This window comes from Brevibacillus sp. GCM10020057 (assembly GCF_042683565.1).
Taxonomy (GTDB): Bacteria; Bacillota; Bacilli; order Brevibacillales; family Brevibacillaceae; genus Brevibacillus.
In genome coordinates this window covers 137,943-153,749 of record NZ_JBHUJW010000034.1, presented here as the reverse complement: position 1 = coordinate 153,749, position 15,807 = coordinate 137,943, and the positions used below count along the sequence as shown (strand labels likewise).

The following is a 15,807-nucleotide window of genomic DNA, read 5'->3' as shown; positions in this document are numbered from 1 at the left end:
GCGGTTCTTTTTTTGCCTGCTGTCCGGCAAACAGCGGAGCGGTCGCCCAGGCGAATTCTTTGCGCCATCGTCTGGCAAACGGTATGATAGAAGTATCAACTATCCTGCTCACTTCGAGGTATCGCGGATGGATACAGACTTGGGAAAACTGATCAGATCGCTGCGTGTCGGGCAAAAGAAGACGCTCAGGCAAATATCTGAAAAAACGGAACTGTCCATAAGCTTTTTGTCCCAGGTGGAACGGGGAAAATCGTCGATCACGCTGGAGTCCCTGAAAAAAATTTCAGAAGCGCTCGATGTCAGCCCGAGCTACTTTTTCCCGGACAGATCGGAACAGACGAAGGCCAGCCTGCGCCGGGGAAGCGATGCTCCTGCCCGCGATCACTCGGCGCCGTTCGTATACGAAGACTTGTCCGGCGATCTTTCCAACCCCGCTATGAAGCCGACTTTGGTCACGCTCCAGCCCCATGACGAGAAGGGCGCGCCGTTTGTGCACAGGGGGCAGGAATTTGTGTATGTCCTGGAGGGGGTTCTCACCTTGCTCCTGAGCGGCGAGGAGTACGAGCTGTATCCGGGGGACAGCATTCACATGGATTCGTCTGCGCCCCGCCACTGGTTGAACCGCACAGGGGAGAGGGTCCGGTTTCTCTGTGTGAATGCGAGGGGCAAGTGATGGACGGCTCGCTGATTCCCGCCGCATTTATTTATCCCTATTCGAGGTGGAATTGTGTCTCTTCAACCGAATTATTTTCAACAGTATCAGAACGCTGATATCGATGAGTTGGCAGACGCGATTGGTGAGCTGCTGCAAAATCCGATCACGATCGAGGATGCTGACCATAAATTGATCGCGTACAGCTCGCACGGAGAGAGTACGGACCAGGCGCGCTGGTCGACGATCATGGGGCGGAGGGTGCCGGAGAAGGTGCTGACGCGCCTGTGGAAGGACGGCGTTTTTCAGGCGCTTTTGACCCAGGATGACCCCGTGCATGTACCGGCCAAGGACGAGGTCGGTCTGGGCAAACGGGTGGCGATCGCTATCCGGCGCAACAACGACGTGCTCGGGTATATTTGGGCGCAGGAGGTCAACCGGCCGATCACCCCGGACGACGACGAGATATTGCGCCAGGCGGCTCGTGCGGCGGTGTCGCGGCTCATGCAGCGGCAGGGCAAGCGGAAGGCGGAGGAGCAGCGGCGCAAGGAGTTTCTCTGGGAGCTTTTGCTCGGCAATCACACGACAGAAGCCGCCATCCGGCAAAAAGCCGACAGCCTGCAGATGCAGCTTCCCGCCTCCTACCTCATCTGCATTGTCGAGGCGTCCGGTGCGAGGCTGGACCAGTATTTATATCCCTTGATGATGCGCGACAAGCTGTACTGGGTCGTGGACGGCTCGCAGATCATTTTGCTGATCGGGCTTGCAGAGGCCAGAAAAGAGGCAGACGACGTGCTGATCCGCAAAGTGGAACAGTTTTTGGCGGACTCGCTGGAAAAGCTGGAGGCGCACGTCAGCGAAGGCCAGGTCACTGCTGGCTACGGCCTTGGGTACAGGTCGTACACCGATATTGTGAAAAGCTACAGGGAAGCCTTGCACGCCGTCAAGGTGAAAAAGCTGTTTCCCCGGGAGACGGAAGGAATACACGGGTATCACGAACTGGGCATTTACCGCTACCTGCTGCAGGTCAAGCAGTGGGAGGAGGAGCAAGGCTACGGCAACGAACGTGTGGAAAAGCTGCGGCAGTACGACAGGGAAAACCAGACGGCCATGCTGGAGACGCTGGAGACGTTCCTCGACGCCGCAGGCAAGGTCAACGTCACGGCACAGCGGCTGCACGTCCATATCAACACCTTGAGCTACCGGCTGCGGCGGATCGAGGAGATCATACGGGTCGATCTGGAGAACATGAACCAGCGGGCGGCCCTCTATATGGAACTGAAAATGGCGAAGCTCGGCGGCGAACAATAGTTCGTTTGTGGATATTCACAAACAGAAGGACGAAAAGATTAAAGGAATCCCCAAGGAAATGAGCGCGAAAAACGCGGTAAAATGATAATAATCTTATCAAACTCGGCGTTTCCAAGGAGGACTACCAGTCATGATCGTCGGAATTCCAAAAGAAATAAAAAACAACGAAAACCGCGTTGCCATCACTCCTGCTGGTGTGGCAGCACTCGTACAAAACGGACATAGCGTCCTCGTAGAAAACAACGCAGGTCTGGGCAGCGGCTTCACCAATGAAGATTATGTTGCACAAGGTGCGAAAATTGTCGACACGGCAGCAGAAGCATGGGCAGCCGAAATGGTGATGAAAGTAAAAGAACCGCTCCCGGCGGAATACGATTACTTCCGCGAAGGCCAAATTCTTTTCACCTATCTGCACCTGGCTCCGGAGCCTGAACTGACTCGCGCCCTGATGGAGAAAAAAGTGGTGGCGATCGCCTATGAAACGATCCAGCTCGACAACGGCGCACTGCCGCTCCTGATGCCGATGTCGGAAGTAGCGGGCCGCATGTCCGTACAAATCGGCGCGCAATTCCTGGAAAAACCGTACGGCGGCAAAGGCGTGCTGCTCGGCGGCGTACCGGGCGTGCCAAAAGGCGAAGTCGTCATTATCGGCGGCGGTATCGTAGGGACGAACGCGGCGAAAATGGCGGTCGGCCTCGGCGCGAACGTGACGATCCTCGATGTGAACGCAGATCGTCTGCGCCAGCTAGATGACCTGTTCCAAGGCCGCGTGCAAACGTTGATCTCCAACTCCTTCAACATCGCAAACGCGGTGAAAAAGGCAGACCTGCTGGTAGGCGCTGTCCTGATCCCTGGTGCCCGTGCTCCGCGTCTCGTGACCGAAGCGATGGTGAAAGAGATGACACCTGGCTCCGTGATCGTTGACGTGGCGATCGACCAAGGAGGTTCCATCGAGACGGTAGACCGCATCACCACTCACGACAACCCTACTTACGAAAAACACGGCGTGATCCACTACGCAGTCGCCAACATGCCTGGCGCCGTAGCCCGCACCTCGACGCTGGCACTCACCAACGTGACGGTACCGTATGCGGTGCAACTGGCAAACAAAGGCTACGCCCAAGCGATCCGCGACAACAAGGCTTTGGCAAAAGGCGTAAACGTCATCGACGGCAAAGTCAGCTACAAAGCCGTTGCGGACGCGCACAACCTGCCGTATGCATCTGTCGAGGAAATTTTGCTGGTGAAAAACTAAGGAACGCAAATCGTAAGCTGCTCGCCTTTTAAGAAAGAGGCGGGCAGCTTCTTGCTTTTTTTCTGCAACGTGTTCGGGAAAAGGCCTTGCCGCTTGCCGCGATGAAGCGGGTGACGCCAATGACGGTCTGACCGTAACGGCTTGTCCGTCTCCATCTTCTAAATCCCCTTTTCTGTCGGTTCATCTGCACCCCCATGGCGGGGATACTGACGGGATTTTCCTGGTGCTTGGAAATATGTCTCACATAGGTTACTCCTCCTTTGAAAATGTGGTATCCTACAATGAGGTAAAACGGAGTGAGGAGTGCAGCCGCGATGTATCAGCTTATACGCAAGTATCTGTTCCAGCAGGACCCTGAAGACATTCATGAAAAGACGATTCACGCCTTGAAGCTGGTGGAAGATTCCGCTCCCGGCAAGGCGATTTTGCGAATGATCTACCAGCTGCGGGACCAGCGTCTGGAAAACCATCTGTGGGGGTTGAAATTCCCCAATCCGGTGGGGCTGGCAGCGGGTTTTGACAAAAATGCGGAAGTGTATCATGCGCTGGGAGCGCTTGGCTTTGGCTTTGTGGAAGTGGGGACGCTCACGCCGCAAGGGCAGCCGGGCAATCCAAAGCCGCGGCTGTTTCGCTTGCCGGAGCATCAGGCCGTCATCAACCGGATGGGCTTCAACAACAACGGCGCCTATCTCGCCTCGCAGCATCTGGTAGACTTCGCGTATTCCGACGTGCCGATTGGCATCAACATCGGGAAAAACAAGGTGACGCCCAACGAAGAAGCCGCGAGCGACTACAGCAAATGCATGGACATGCTGTATGCGTACGGCCATTACTTCGTCATCAACATCAGCTCTCCGAATACGCCGAACTTGCGCGACCTTCAGGAGACGGAGAGCCTGCGCGTGCTCGTTCGCGCCGTTCGGGAAAAAGCGGCGGAGCTGGAAGGTCGGGGCGTGAAGAAAAAGCCGATTCTCCTGAAAGTAGCGCCTGACATGTCGGACGAGCAGATGCACGATGTCGTGCACGCGGCGGTCGAAGAGGGCATCGCGGGGATTATTGCGACGAATACGACGCTGTCCCGCGAAGCAGTAGCAGGCCATCCGCGTGCGGAGGAAGCGGGCGGATTGAGCGGCAGACCGCTGACGGAGCGCTCGACGGCATGGGTGAAGGAAATCTACCAGGAAGTAGGAGACATGGTGCCGATCGTCGGCGTGGGCGGTATTTTCACAGGACAAGATGCCTACGACAAGATCCGTGCCGGGGCGAGCCTGGTCCAGGTGTACACCGGGATGATTTACCAAGGGCCGGGAATCGTCAAGCAAATCAACAAGCAGCTATTGCGCCTGCTGGAGCGGGACGGTTTTTCCCACCTGAGCGAAGCGATTGGCGTAGACGCGAAATAGCCGGGAGCGTAGCGGCCGATGGCTTCGGCAAAGGAGCCATCGGTCTTTTTGTGCCGCCTGCTATCGACGGGGCGCAGCTTCTTGCTTTTCCCTATCGTTCTCTTTTTCAGCCAGTTGCAGTATAATAGTGATGGACAATCAGGAACGTCCAATAATTGCATATCGTCGGCATCAGGTGCCTGTATGTGACAGCACATACGGGGTAACAGGGAATCGGGTGAAAGTCCCGAGCGGTCCCGCCACTGTAACCAGGGAGTTCTCTTTGAAGCAATCCACTCATACGTGTATGGGGAAGGGCAAAGAGCGCATCGATCTGGAAGCCAGGAGACCTACCTCATGCCACACCGGAAAACCTTCGCGGAAAGGAGAGGTGAACAGTTGGCAATAGGGCTGCGCGGTCAGTCTGTTGTTGCATGTACACAAGTCTCGTCCACTATGGGGATGAGGCTTTTTTTCGTACCAGCACGAGCGCAGCATCGCGAGACTTCGCGAACGAAGCCGGAGAGCGAGATACACGCCCTTTGGGCACAAGAGGGGCGGTGCGGCCGGGTTTTTCGGCAGGTCCGTTTTCCGGCAAGATCAGAACGGATGAAAATGGGAGAAGCAGGGAGGAGTGTGCACATGAATCGATCTCGATTTGTAACAGACGGTCTATTGATGGTCGGATTTATACTTTATTTCATGGTAAATGAACCGCAGACCGGACACGCCATGCACATCATGGAAGGGTACTTGCCTATGTCGTGGGCGCTGTTCTGGTGGGTCGTGTTCCTGCCGTTTTTTATCTTTGGCTTGCGTTCCATAGGCAGGATCGTCAAGGAGCATCCGCAGATGAAGCTGCTCCTTGGGGTATCCGGGGCGTTCGCCTTTGTGCTGTCCGCGCTGAAAATTCCTTCTGTGACCGGCAGCAGCTCTCACCCGACAGGGACGGGGCTGGGGGCGATCATGTTCGGCCCGCTGGCGATGACCGTGCTCGGCAGCATGGTGCTGCTGTTCCAGGCGCTGCTTTTGGCCCACGGCGGGCTGACGACGCTGGGCGCGAACGCCGTGTCGATGGCCGTCGTCGGCCCGATGGTCGCATCTGGCGTATACCGCCTCATCATGCGCAGCGGCAAGCAGCGGCTCGCCGTGTTCACGGCAGCGGCCCTGGCTGATTTGTCTACCTACGTCGTCACTTCGCTCCAGCTGGCGCTCGCTTTTCCGGCTGCGAAAGGCGGCGTCCTGGCTTCGTTTGGCAAATTCGCGGGCATCTTTGCCATCACGCAAGTGCCGCTGGCGATCAGCGAAGGGCTGCTGACGGTGCTCGTCTGGAACTGGCTGCAAGCGTACAACGCAAATGAACTGGCGCAGCTGCGCCTGCTGAAACGGGAGGAATCGCTGTGAAAAAAGGAATGAACTGGCTGCTTGTCCTGGGTGTCGTCGTGCTGGCTGTGGCTCCGCTGTTGTTCATCAAGGATTCCGAATTCGGAGGGGCGGATGGCGCGGCAGAAGAAGCGATCAAGGAGATTGCCCCTGCCTATCAGCCGTGGTTCCATCCGTTTCTCGAGCCGCCAGGAGGCGAGACGGAGGGCCTGCTGTTCGCGGTGCAGGCGGCGCTCGGCGCGGGAGTCGTAGGCTATGCGGTGGGACTGTACAAAGGCCGCGCGGATAAGGCGAAGAAATGAACTGGCAGCAGCTCGATTCCCTTTCCTATCAAAACCGTTTGCGGCATTTGCCGCCTGCGCACAAGCTGCTGTTTGGCAGCGTGCTGCTGCTTTTGGTTTTGACGGGGCATTCGCTGGTGCAGCTGCTTGTGTTCCTCTGGATGGGAGTGTGGGTGGTCGGCTACGCCCGCATTCCGTTCAAGGCGCACCTGATGTTTCTGGTTTTGCCGCTGTCCTTTTTCCTGGCCGGACTGCCGGCATTGCTTTTTGATCTGGCAGGCGGGGCGGCTGGCGGTCCCCCGCAAGACGCGGTGGTATCGTGGAAGATGGGAGCCTCGCACGCGCTCTACATCGCTCCCGTGTCCGTTCACCGGGCGCTGACGCTGCTGACCCGCATCCTGGCCAGCCTCGCCTGTTTTTCGTTTCTGCTGTTTACGGTTCCGTTCTCGGAAATGCTGCAGGTTTTGCGGCGGATCGGGCTGCCGGAGCTGCTCACGGACCTTTTGATGATCATGTACCGGTTTATTTTCGTCCTGCTGGACACGTCCTACCAGCTGTGGGTGGCGCAGCGGTCCCGCGGAGGACACCGGGAGTTTCGCGCGCTGCTGCGTGACGCAGGCATGCTGGCGAGCCAGCTGTTCGTCCGCGCCATGCGGAAATACCAGTCGCTGGCCATGGGGATGGCGGCCCGAGGATTCGGGGAGAGCCTGCGTGTGCAGAGCCTTTGTACCTACGTCCGTTCCCCGCGCTACGAACGGGAATCTGTGCTCGGGAGCATCGTGCTGGTGCTGCTGGAGTGTTTGACGGGAGGTTGGCCATTTTGACATCGTGGTTACTGGAATTTTCTGATCTGCAATACACCTACCCGGGCGGACAGAAGTCTGTACTGAACGGGGTGAGCTTCGGGATTCCGGAGGGGAAAAAATGCGTGCTGCTCGGACGAAACGGCTGCGGGAAGTCGACGCTGTTCCAGCACGCCAACGGCATTCTCCAGCCCAGGCAGGGAGAGGTGCGGTGGAGGGGGAAGCCGTTCGTCTACAAGCGCTCCTTTTTGCAGGAGATGACGCAGAAGGTCGGTCTCGTCTTTCAGGACCCGGAGCACCAGCTCATCGCCAGTACGGTGGCGGAGGACGTCTCCTACGGTCTCGTGAACCGGAAGCTGCCGCCCGACACCATCCGGGAAAAGGTAGGCAAGGCGCTGGAGGCATTCGGCATGAGCGAGCTGGCGGAAACGCCCATTCACCACTTGAGCCTGGGGCAAAAACGCCGTCTGGCACTGGCAGGCGTCATGGTCCTGGAGCCTGAGCTGCTGCTGCTCGATGAGCCGACGGCCTACCTCGACCGCTACCAGACGAAAAACCTGCTCCGCGAGCTGGACCAGATCCATCGCAGCGGCACGACCGTCCTGATGGCGACGCACGATATGGACATCGCCTTCGAGTGGGCGGAGTGGATCTGTGTCATGGATGGAGGCCGCCTTGTTTTTGCCGGGGAACCGCAGGCATTATTGGCAGAGCGGCAGATGCTGGAGAGTCTGCACCTTGGCATACCTTTGATCGCGGAAGTGTGGGAGATGCTCCCGCCGTCATGGAAAAGGGAAATGGGCGAGGGCATCCCGCAGTCCCTTGCCGACTGGAAACGAAGACTGGAAGAACGAAAGGAAGAGGTCGCCTCGGTGTAGGGGCGCCTCTTTTTTTAGCGGGCGAAGGAAACCGACCGTAGACTTGGTATGGCTTGAGACAAGGTTAAACGTGCGCCAGTTCAGGCGTTTGCAAATGTAATGGCGGCGGCACTAACCAACCTTTTTCTTTGCTGATGCGGAGCAGTCGGCCAGTTGCTTGAACTTTTGCCTGGTGGAATTGGGCAAACATCGTTGCAATATCTTCTCGAATACATTGCCCGATGATTTGGCTGCATGCAACCATTCCCGCAGCAAGATTGGTTGCAACGCCAACTGCAATCTCGGGATCGTTAAAGCGGGCGCCAACGGGGATACTCTCGAGAGAAGCAACAGGGCGTTCAGGTGGAGCAGGCGGCGGGGCGACTCCATTTACTTTCAACATTTTTTCAACCTGCTCAATCTCTGGTTTCATAGTCCGGATAAGGTCTTCGAGGAAATTTTTCAGATCCTTGTCACCGGTATGATTGATGAATGTTTGATAGCCGACAAGCAGCCCTTTACTGACGGAGAGATAACTCCAAATGCCAAAGACTTCACCGTAGTGCATGGGTTCATTTTGAGGATTGCCGCTTAAGATTCCCATAAATGTCCTCCTTTTGCTCGTGTTGGTTGAAGCTCCGTGTTGGTTATCCTGACTGTTCATTGCGATACAATGATAAGGTTGACAATGGATGCGGGTATTATGAAGGGAATTTTATGCAAGAGGAATTGCGGTGAGGCGATGCAGGAAAAGAAACGGGGCGTCCAGCAGCCAGTTTACGCTGACTTTCTGGACAGCCCCGTTGTTTTTAGGGATAGTTTGAGTCTTTTTGCAACATTTGTTCCTGAGCTTCTTACAGATCGTAATACAACTCGTATTCCTTCGGATTCACGGTGCGCTCGACTTGTTGGATTTCGTCGCGTTTCAGGGAGATCCAGCTGTCGATGACGTCTTTGGTGAAGACGCCGCCTTCGAGCAGGAAGTCGTGGTCTGCTTCCAGAGCAGCCAGCGCTTCTTCCAGAGAGCCAGGGGCGCTCTTGATTTCGTGCTTCTCGGCATCGGACAGGTCGTAGATGTTTTTATCCAGCGGACCGAAGCCCATTTCACGCGGGTCGAGCTTGCGCTTGATGCCGTCCAGGCCAGCCATCAGCATGGCAGCGAAGGCCAGATACGGGTTGGCAGTCGAGTCAGGCGTGCGGAACTCGATGCGGGCTGCTTTTGGTGTTACTGCTGCGACCGGGATGCGCACGGCAGCGGAGCGATTGCCTTTGGAGAAGACCAGGTTGACTGGCGCTTCATAGCCAGGCACCAGACGTTTGAACGAGTTGGTGCTCGGGTTGGTCAGAGCGATCAGGGCAGGTGCGTGGTGCAGGATGCCGCCAATGTAGTGCAGTGCCATTTCGCTCAGGTTCGCGTATCCGCCTTGATCGTAGAAGAGCGGCGTGTCGCCGTCGAACAGGCTTTGGTGGACGTGCATGCCGGAGCCGTTGTCGCCCACGATCGGTTTCGGCATGAAGGTAGCTGTTTTGCCGTGTTTGGCGGCGACGTTGCGCACGATGTACTTGAACAGGAGCAGGTTGTCAGCCGTGCGAGTCAAGGTGTCGAAGCGGAAGTTGATTTCTGCTTGACCTGCTGTTGCTACCTCATGGTGGTGACGCTCTACTTTCAAGCCGGCCTCTGTCATCAGGGTGCACATTTCGTTGCGGATGTCCGCTTGCGTATCGGTAGGTTGTACCGGGAAGTAACCGCCTTTGTTGCGCACTTTGTAGCCAAGGTTATGTCCTTCTTTGCCAGTGTTCCAGAACGCTTCCTCCGAATCGATGTGGAAGAAGGAACCGGACGGACCGGAAGCGTAGCGGACGCTGTCGAACAGGAAGAACTCGGATTCGGGTCCGAAGTAAGCGACAGTCGCCACACCCAGCTGTTGCAGATACGCCTCTGCTCTCAGCGCGATGCCGCGCGGGTCGCGGTCGTAGGTGGTGTAGTCAGGGTTGACGATGTTGCAGACGATGTTCAGCGTTTTGGCTTCCACGAAAGGATCGATGAAGGCAGTCGCCGGATCAGGCATGGCCACCATGTCGCTGTCTTCGATGGATTTGTAGCCGGTCAGGCTGGAGCCGTCGAAAGCCACCCCGTTGCGGAATGTTCCTTCGTCTACGGCGTAGGCCGGGACGGTCACATGGTGCTGGCGGCCGAGCAGGTCGACGATGCGAAAATCGACATATTCGACATTTTCAGATTCGATAGTGGACAGGACCGTTTTCATATCCAAGACAGAGCACTCCATTCACGAATTATTTTTACGAAAGGTGAGGTAAAGTTCGTTTTTTCGTGTTATTTTATAAGTGGAATTATATCGATAACTTCAATCGTTCGTCAAGAGATTTTGTGACGTTTTATGTGAGAATTTCTTACATAATATTGCGGGGTTTAGAAAAGAGTTCCGGTTTTGTAGAATATAGACGAACTGTTGCGAATGATATGGGAGGGGATCGGATCATGAAGGTACTGGTTTTGGGCGCTGGCGGGATCGGCGGTTATTTTGGAGCGCGTCTGGCGGAAAAAGGAGTGGACACCACCTTTCTCGTGCGGGAGCGCAGGTACGCGCAGCTTGCGGAACGAGGGCTCCGTGTCCAGAGCATTCACGGCGATGTCCAGATCGCGCAGCCGCAGCTGATCCGGGCGGGAGAAGAAGCGGGGCCGTTCGACGTCGTGCTCTTGTCCAACAAGGCGTACACTCTTGCAGAAAGCATCGCGGACATAGCTCCTTATGTAGGTGAGGAGACAGTCGTCATTCCGCTGCTAAACGGCATTGCTCACATGGAGCTGCTGTGGGAGAAGTTTGGCCGGGAGCGGGTGCTGGGCGGCCTGTGCTTTATCGAGACGACCTTGAACGCGGATGGTGACGTGGTCCAGACCAGCCCCATACACGATGCGGTCTTCGGGGAGTGGGAAGGCGGACTTAGCGAGCGTGTGGAGCGCATTGCAGAGGCTTTCTCCGGCGTCAACGGCTCCATGCGTGCGAGCGCCAACATCCAGCGCGATGCGTGGCAAAAATACCTGTTCATCGCCACGCTGTCCGGCATCACTACCTTGATGAATGCGGCAGTCGGCCCGATCCGCGAGTCCGCGTACGGGATAGAGCTGACGCGTCAGCTGGCGGAGGAGTGTGCATCGGTCATTCGGGCATTGGGTGCACCGATCCGCGAAGACATCGTCGACAAGCAGATGGACACGTTCCGCGGTCAGGGAGCGGCCATGAAATCGTCGATGCTGCGCGACATGGAGAAAGGCTTGCCGGTGGAGGGCGACCATATCCAGGGGTATCTGCTCGCGCATGCGGAAAGGCTCGGCTTGTCTACTCCGCTGCTGAAGGTCGTTTACAACAACTTGAAGGTATATGAACAGAAGCGGAGCGCAGACAAATAAGGTATAATAAATGGGCGAAACGTCATTAGAATAAGTAGGAGGGGTATAGATGGAAGTCATCAAGATTTCCCCCCGCGGATATTGCTACGGCGTCGTGGATGCCATGGTTCTGGCTCTGCGAACCGCCCAAAACTTTGACCTTCCCCGCCCGATTCACATTTTGGGCATGATTGTGCACAATGCCCATGTCGTCGAGGCGTTTGAACAGCAAGGCATCAAAACATTGGACGGGGAAGATCGGCTTGCCCTGCTCGATCAGGTAAACGAGGGCACCGTCATCTTCACCGCCCACGGCGTGTCTCCGGAGGTCCGGAAAAAGGCGCGGGAAAAAGGGCTGACGGTCGTGGATGCGACTTGCCCGGACGTGACCAAGACGCACGATCTGATCCGCGAGAAGGTGGCGGACGGCTACCACGTCCTGTACATCGGCAAAAAGGGGCATCCCGAGCCGGAGGGAGCGATCGGCATCGCGCCGGACCGTGTCCACCTGATCCAGAAGATAGCAGATTTGGACGCTCTGCAGGTGCCGACCGACAAGCTGATCGTGACCAACCAGACGACGATGAGCCAATGGGACGTCAAGCATCTGATGGATGCGATCGTCAATCGCTTTGCGCGCGTAGAGGTGCACAACGAAATCTGCCTGGCGACGCAGGTGCGGCAGGAAGCGGTCGCAGAGCAGGCGGGAGAGGCGCAGCTGTGTATCGTGGTAGGCGATCCGCGCAGCAACAACTCGAACCGGCTGGCACAAGTTGCCGAAGAAATCGCCAACGTCCCTTCTCATCGCATCGCGGACCTTTCGGAGCTGGACATCGAATGGCTGAAGGGCAAGAAAAAAGTGGCGGTCACGTCCGGGGCCTCGACGCCGACGCCGCTCACCAAGGAAGTCATTGCCTTTCTGGAGCAGTTTGATGAAACCAGGCCCGAGACATGGGACAAGAAACGCACCGTCAACATGGCGAAGATATTGCCGGCGGTTAAATAGGAGAGCGATATGTCAGGATCACTTTCTGGCAAATTTCAGGGCGCTGCAGGGGCATTTTTCGGGTTCAGCGCCCTCTACCTTTTCATCTACTACGGATTCGGGGCGTTTTCCCCGCTCATCACCCAATATTACAAGTCCATCCACCTCACCGGCACCCAGATCGGCATGATCAGCGCGGTGGCTCCCGTCGTCTCCATCGTCGCCCAGCCGATGTGGGGAATGATTTGCGACCGGTTCCAGATCAGAAGGCGCGTGCTCGTGGGCACCTTGCTCGCGTCCGGCGCGGTGGGGCTATTGTTTACGACGGCTTCAGCCTATGCATTTGTCTTTCTTTTGTACATCCTTCTCTCTTTCTTTCAGAGTGCGATCATCCCGATTTCCGACAGCCTGGCGCTCCATTATTGCAACAAACACCGCATCCAGTTCGGGGACATCCGGATGTGGGGAGCGGTCGGCTTTGCGCTCGCAGCCTTTCTCACCGGATTGCTCGTGGAGAAGTGGGGGCCTTCCGTTCTTTTCTACTCGTATTGTATCGCCCTGATCGCCGCGATCCTGTTTCTTTTGCGCGTGCCGGAGGAAGCGGCAGAATCTTCGCCCTACCGAAGCGGCATTTTCAAAGGGATGGGGCAGTTGCTGCGCCTCCCGAGGTTTTTGCTGTTTCTTTTCGCTTCCTTTTGCGTGTTTGGGGTGGTCAATGCAAACAATATCTGGTTTTCCTTGTACTATCAGGCGATCGGCGGGACGGTCGCAGGCGTGGGGTTGGCATTTTTGCTGTTCGCGGGAAGCGAAGCGCCGTTTATGAAGCTGGCCGGATTCTTCGTCAGACGCTGGGGGCTGGAGACGACCTTGCTTTTGGCAGCCGTCTTTTCTGCACTCCGCTGGTTCTGGTACAGTTCGGCTCCCGGTACGGCGGCTGTGCTCGCTCTCTTTTTCATCCAGGGGATGTCCGTCGGCTTTTACCTGGCGACAGCAGCGCAGTTTGTCAGAGAAAATACGCCCGCTTCCCTCCAGGTAACAGCGCTGGCTGTCTTTTTCTCGGTGGGAAGCGGGCTGGGAACCATGCTGTGCAATATGCTGGCCGGTTGGATTCAGGACCATTTTTCCACATTGGCCATCTATTTCTTCTTCGGTTCCATGACGACACTGGGAATCATTCCGCTGCTGCTCATCCGCTTCGGACCGTGGAAGCGGGTCGAACAGGCAGACGCTGCGGACGTCACTCAATGACCAAAAGTCCCAGGTAGCCGGTTTCCGGATAGCCGGGCGAGTCGGATACAAAAGTGAACTGCCCTTTCTTCTCTGCGGAAAATTGCAGCATCGTCGATTGAGTAGGCTTCAGCTCGGACGAGGACACGTTGAGATCGCGGATGGAGAGATTGTGCGGACGGGTGTCCGTATTGACGATCATGAGCGAGACGACCTCGCCTTCCCGGACGGATATGCGATTGGGCAGGAAGCCGGCGCTGGATATTGTGATCGTCTGCGATCGCTGCGATGCGGCATAGGAAGTATGCAAGCGATACTGGTGATGTGTCCCGAGCAGCGCTAACGTCACAGTCAACGCGATGAGGGGATAGCGAAACTGTCGGAACCGTTGACGAAACATTACACATCAGCTCCTTTGCGGGCCATATTCCACTACCTATTATCCTGTCCTCGCCAGGTCGTGGTTAAACAAAAAGGTAACGCATCAAAGGCTCCTGTGCCTGCGGCTATTCCGCGCACGAGAGCCTTTTTTCGCGTGGGTGACGGCCTAGAAAAACAGCTGCAGGACGTAGAACACGACAGCCGAAATGACGGCCGAGATCGGCAGCGTGATCAACCACGTGATGACGATGCGTTTGGCGACACCCCAGTTTACGCCTTTGAGCCGCTTGGCCGCGCCCACGCCCATGATCGCCGAGGAGATGACGTGCGTCGAGCTGACGGGCAAGCCCAGCTGGGTGAAAGTAAAGATGATGGACGACGAGGTGAGGTCCGCAGTCGCCCCGTTGATCGGCTCGATCTTGGTGATTTTTCCCCCGACCGTCTTGATGATCCGCCAGCCGCCAACAGAGGTTCCCACCCCCATGGACAAGGCGCAGATGAACTGGACCCAAAAAGGAATTGTGCCCGAATCCGTCTGCACGCCAGCCGCGACCAGGGCGAAAACAATGATGCCCATTGCCTTTTGTGCGTCGTTTGTCCCGTGGGTAAAGGATTGCAGGGCGGCTGTGAGGATCTGAAAGTAGCGGAAGCGGCGGTTTACCTTGGAGGGAGGAGACGGGACCCTGCGAAAGACGAAGTAGAACAGGTTCATCAGCAAATAGCCGCCCAAAAGCGCGATGACCGGGGAGAGAATCAATGCCTCAAATATTTCCGTAAAGCCGCTCCAGTTGATGTTCGCCGCCCCTGCGGACATGAAGACGGCTCCGACGACGGAACCGATGAGCGCGTGCGAGGAACTGCTCGGAATCCCGTACCACCATGTGACGAGATTCCAGGAGATCGACGCGATCAGCGCGGCGATCACGATCAGCACCCCGTACTCCAGCTTGGCGGGATCGGCGATTTTGCCCCCGATCGTTTTGGCGACGCCCGTAAAGGCAAGGGCACCCACAAAGTTCGTGATCGCAGCCATGACGACGGCGATGCGGGGCGGCAGCGCCTTGGTGGATACGGTCGTCGCAATCGCGTTGGCGGTGTCGTGAAAGCCGTTGATGAAGTCGAAGAAAACAGCGAGCACGACGACAGCGACGATGTAGGGAAGGCTCGTATGCATAGGCATGGTCTCCTTGCGTTAAGTGTTGCTCATGATGACTGTCTCCATCGCGTCCGCGACGTCCTCGCAGTGGTCCATCACTTCCTCCAGCACCTCGTAGATTTCCTTGAACTGCATGATGTGGATCGGGTCTTTCGACGAGTGGAAAAGGGCGCGGATGCTGCGGCGGACCAGCTCGTCCCCGGCGCTCTCCAGATCGTTGATGCGAATGATGTGCTCGCGCATGTCGGCTAACTTTTGCTGCTTGAGCAGCTCCATGGCGAGCAGGATTTGCTTGGAGGCGTCCTCGATGATCTGACCGAATCGCACCATCGTTTCATCCGGCGCCATGATGTCGTACATGTACAGATGCGCCGAGCACGACTCCAGACCGTCCAGCACGTCATCCATCTTGACCGCCAGCTCCATCACGTCCTCCCGTTCAATGGCGGTGATAAACGTCTTGTTGATGCGGATGATGATCTCGTGAATGAGCTTGTCCCCTTTGGACTCGTATTCTTTCATGGTGTCAGAAAAAGATTTCAGGGTTTCCATGGAGGAGATTTTATATTGATTGAAGTAAACGGCTGATTCGTGCACGTTCCTGGCGATCTCGTACAGAGCTTCCAGGAGTGCATCCGTTTTGGTAAAGAGCATGGCAAACCTCCGCTTGTGAATCCGACTAGGAGTATTTTGTTTGGAGGAGGTGCGGATTATTCACCGCAGCC

Annotated in this window: 16 protein-coding genes and 1 riboswitch; of the genes, 11 read left to right on the top strand and 5 right to left on the bottom strand. The window is 56.7% G+C overall.

Annotated elements, in window-relative coordinates:
• The first annotated feature begins 127 nt into the window (after positions 1–127).
• The 8 genes from ACFSO0_RS11105 to ACFSO0_RS11070 all read left to right on the top strand — a co-directional run bounded on the left by ACFSO0_RS11105 (position 128) and on the right by ACFSO0_RS11070 (position 7,945).
• Positions 128–673, top strand: a complete 546-nt coding sequence (locus ACFSO0_RS11105; RefSeq protein WP_376880028.1) for a helix-turn-helix domain-containing protein — start codon at positions 128–130, stop codon at positions 671–673.
• A 54-nt stretch (positions 674–727) separates the two neighbouring features.
• A complete protein-coding gene (locus tag ACFSO0_RS11100; protein WP_376880025.1) occupies positions 728–1,963 on the top strand; it encodes a PucR family transcriptional regulator in 1,236 nt (411 codons plus the stop codon).
• 130 nt (positions 1,964–2,093) lie between these two features.
• Positions 2,094–3,218 (top strand): alanine dehydrogenase, encoded by a 1,125-nt coding sequence (ald, locus tag ACFSO0_RS11095; RefSeq protein ID WP_376880022.1) that lies wholly within the window; start codon positions 2,094–2,096, stop codon positions 3,216–3,218.
• Between the two features lie 314 nt (positions 3,219–3,532).
• The gene (locus tag ACFSO0_RS11090; RefSeq protein WP_376880020.1) at positions 3,533–4,621 is read left to right on the top strand and encodes a quinone-dependent dihydroorotate dehydrogenase; all 1,089 of its coding nucleotides are present in this window, start codon (positions 3,533–3,535) and stop codon (positions 4,619–4,621) included.
• A 156-nt stretch (positions 4,622–4,777) separates the two neighbouring features.
• Positions 4,778–4,972: riboswitch (cobalamin riboswitch) on the top strand.
• Between the two features lie 270 nt (positions 4,973–5,242).
• Complete coding sequence (locus tag ACFSO0_RS11085; RefSeq protein ID WP_376880017.1) at positions 5,243–6,004, top strand: energy-coupling factor ABC transporter permease; 762 nt, start codon at positions 5,243–5,245, stop codon at positions 6,002–6,004.
• On the top strand, positions 6,001–6,285 hold the full coding sequence (locus ACFSO0_RS11080; RefSeq protein ID WP_376880015.1) for an energy-coupling factor ABC transporter substrate-binding protein: 285 nt from the start codon (positions 6,001–6,003) through the stop codon (positions 6,283–6,285). Before ACFSO0_RS11085 ends, ACFSO0_RS11080 begins: the two co-directional genes overlap by 4 nt.
• Positions 6,282–7,088 (top strand): cobalt ECF transporter T component CbiQ, encoded by an 807-nt coding sequence (cbiQ, locus tag ACFSO0_RS11075; RefSeq protein ID WP_376880013.1) that lies wholly within the window; start codon positions 6,282–6,284, stop codon positions 7,086–7,088. The genes ACFSO0_RS11080 and cbiQ overlap by 4 nt, the downstream gene beginning before the upstream one ends.
• Positions 7,085–7,945, top strand: a complete 861-nt coding sequence (locus ACFSO0_RS11070) for an energy-coupling factor ABC transporter ATP-binding protein (protein WP_376880011.1) — start codon at positions 7,085–7,087, stop codon at positions 7,943–7,945. Before cbiQ ends, ACFSO0_RS11070 begins: the two co-directional genes overlap by 4 nt.
• Positions 7,946–8,009: 64 nt before the next feature.
• On the opposite strand, the gene ACFSO0_RS11065 is transcribed toward ACFSO0_RS11070, so the two are convergent.
• Entirely contained in the window at positions 8,010–8,528 is a 519-nt protein-coding gene (locus ACFSO0_RS11065; RefSeq protein ID WP_376880009.1) for a DUF3231 family protein, read from the bottom strand.
• A 250-nt stretch (positions 8,529–8,778) separates the two neighbouring features.
• Positions 8,779–10,197, bottom strand: a complete 1,419-nt coding sequence (gene glnA, locus ACFSO0_RS11060; protein ID WP_376880007.1) for a type I glutamate--ammonia ligase — start codon at positions 10,195–10,197, stop codon at positions 8,779–8,781.
• 227 nt (positions 10,198–10,424) lie between these two features.
• Here glnA and panE point away from each other — a divergent pair, with 227 nt between their 5' ends.
• From panE to ACFSO0_RS11045, 3 genes are read left to right on the top strand one after another with little or no spacing between them, the layout of a single operon-like run.
• Entirely contained in the window at positions 10,425–11,354 is a 930-nt protein-coding gene (panE, locus tag ACFSO0_RS11055; RefSeq protein ID WP_376880004.1) for a 2-dehydropantoate 2-reductase, read from the top strand.
• A gap of 49 nt (positions 11,355–11,403) precedes the next feature.
• A complete protein-coding gene (locus ACFSO0_RS11050) occupies positions 11,404–12,339 on the top strand; it encodes a 4-hydroxy-3-methylbut-2-enyl diphosphate reductase (protein ID WP_376880002.1) in 936 nt (311 codons plus the stop codon).
• Positions 12,340–12,348: 9 nt separating this feature from the next.
• Positions 12,349–13,566, top strand: coding sequence for an MFS transporter (locus tag ACFSO0_RS11045; RefSeq protein ID WP_376880000.1), 1,218 nt, complete (start codon positions 12,349–12,351; stop codon positions 13,564–13,566).
• On the opposite strand, the gene ACFSO0_RS11040 is transcribed toward ACFSO0_RS11045, so the two are convergent.
• The 3 genes from ACFSO0_RS11040 to ACFSO0_RS11030 form a co-directional block, all read right to left on the bottom strand.
• Entirely contained in the window at positions 13,556–13,945 is a 390-nt protein-coding gene (locus ACFSO0_RS11040; RefSeq protein ID WP_376879997.1) for a cupredoxin domain-containing protein, read from the bottom strand. The genes ACFSO0_RS11045 and ACFSO0_RS11040 overlap by 11 nt on opposite strands.
• Before the next feature lie 147 nt (positions 13,946–14,092).
• Positions 14,093–15,100: an inorganic phosphate transporter gene (locus tag ACFSO0_RS11035; protein WP_376879994.1), complete on the bottom strand. Its 1,008-nt coding sequence runs from the start codon at positions 15,098–15,100 to the stop codon at positions 14,093–14,095.
• A gap of 18 nt (positions 15,101–15,118) precedes the next feature.
• Complete coding sequence (locus ACFSO0_RS11030; RefSeq protein WP_376879992.1) at positions 15,119–15,736, bottom strand: DUF47 domain-containing protein; 618 nt, start codon at positions 15,734–15,736, stop codon at positions 15,119–15,121.
• Between the last annotated feature and the right edge of the window lie 71 nt (positions 15,737–15,807).

Coding starts and splice junctions, on each gene's coding strand:
- ACFSO0_RS11105 (WP_376880028.1), top strand. CDS start 128: ATGGATACAGACTTGGGAAAACTGATCAGATCGCTGCGTGTCGGGCAA.
- ACFSO0_RS11040 (WP_376879997.1), bottom strand. CDS start 13,945: ATGTTTCGTCAACGGTTCCGACAGTTTCGCTATCCCCTCATCGCGTTG.
- ACFSO0_RS11050 (WP_376880002.1), top strand. CDS start 11,404: ATGGAAGTCATCAAGATTTCCCCCCGCGGATATTGCTACGGCGTCGTG.
- ald (WP_376880022.1), top strand. CDS start 2,094: ATGATCGTCGGAATTCCAAAAGAAATAAAAAACAACGAAAACCGCGTT.
- ACFSO0_RS11035 (WP_376879994.1), bottom strand. CDS start 15,100: ATGCATACGAGCCTTCCCTACATCGTCGCTGTCGTCGTGCTCGCTGTT.
- ACFSO0_RS11090 (WP_376880020.1), top strand. CDS start 3,533: ATGTATCAGCTTATACGCAAGTATCTGTTCCAGCAGGACCCTGAAGAC.
- ACFSO0_RS11085 (WP_376880017.1), top strand. CDS start 5,243: ATGAATCGATCTCGATTTGTAACAGACGGTCTATTGATGGTCGGATTT.
- ACFSO0_RS11045 (WP_376880000.1), top strand. CDS start 12,349: ATGTCAGGATCACTTTCTGGCAAATTTCAGGGCGCTGCAGGGGCATTT.
- ACFSO0_RS11030 (WP_376879992.1), bottom strand. CDS start 15,736: ATGCTCTTTACCAAAACGGATGCACTCCTGGAAGCTCTGTACGAGATC.
- panE (WP_376880004.1), top strand. CDS start 10,425: ATGAAGGTACTGGTTTTGGGCGCTGGCGGGATCGGCGGTTATTTTGGA.
- cbiQ (WP_376880013.1), top strand. CDS start 6,282: ATGAACTGGCAGCAGCTCGATTCCCTTTCCTATCAAAACCGTTTGCGG.
- ACFSO0_RS11065 (WP_376880009.1), bottom strand. CDS start 8,528: ATGGGAATCTTAAGCGGCAATCCTCAAAATGAACCCATGCACTACGGT.